Genomic DNA, 307 nt, shown 5'->3' on the forward strand with positions numbered 1-307 from the left:
GAACTGCGAGAGTCGATCGTGACGGATACGGGGATCATTGAAAAGCAATCGACCCAAATTGAGAACATCGGAACGGAGCGAGCGGCTACCGAATCGTTTCAGTCCGACGGTTCACAACCGCCGGTTGCACCCGAGCAACAAGCCGACAAACAGGCACCTTCCGGAGGAGCTGAAAAGCCGTCCAACATTCCGGACCTTGACGAGTTGGCCGATCGGATTGCGGCGACGGGGTATGGCGGTTTTGGTGATGGCTTTGGTGATTCCGGTAGCGGCGGATCGGGTTCCGATGGCAGCAGTAGTTCGTCGT

Annotated in this window: 1 protein-coding gene; it reads left to right on the plus strand. The window is 57.3% G+C overall.

Translation table 11 applies throughout. From position 1 onward, the window contains the following. The coding region (locus FYK55_RS29400; RefSeq protein ID WP_201743838.1) for a hypothetical protein at positions 1-307 on the plus strand (307 nt) is incomplete at both ends.

The sequence above is a fragment of the Roseiconus nitratireducens genome (genome assembly GCF_008629675.1).
In the GTDB taxonomy this organism is placed as follows: Bacteria; Planctomycetota; Planctomycetia; order Pirellulales; family Pirellulaceae; genus Stieleria; species Stieleria nitratireducens.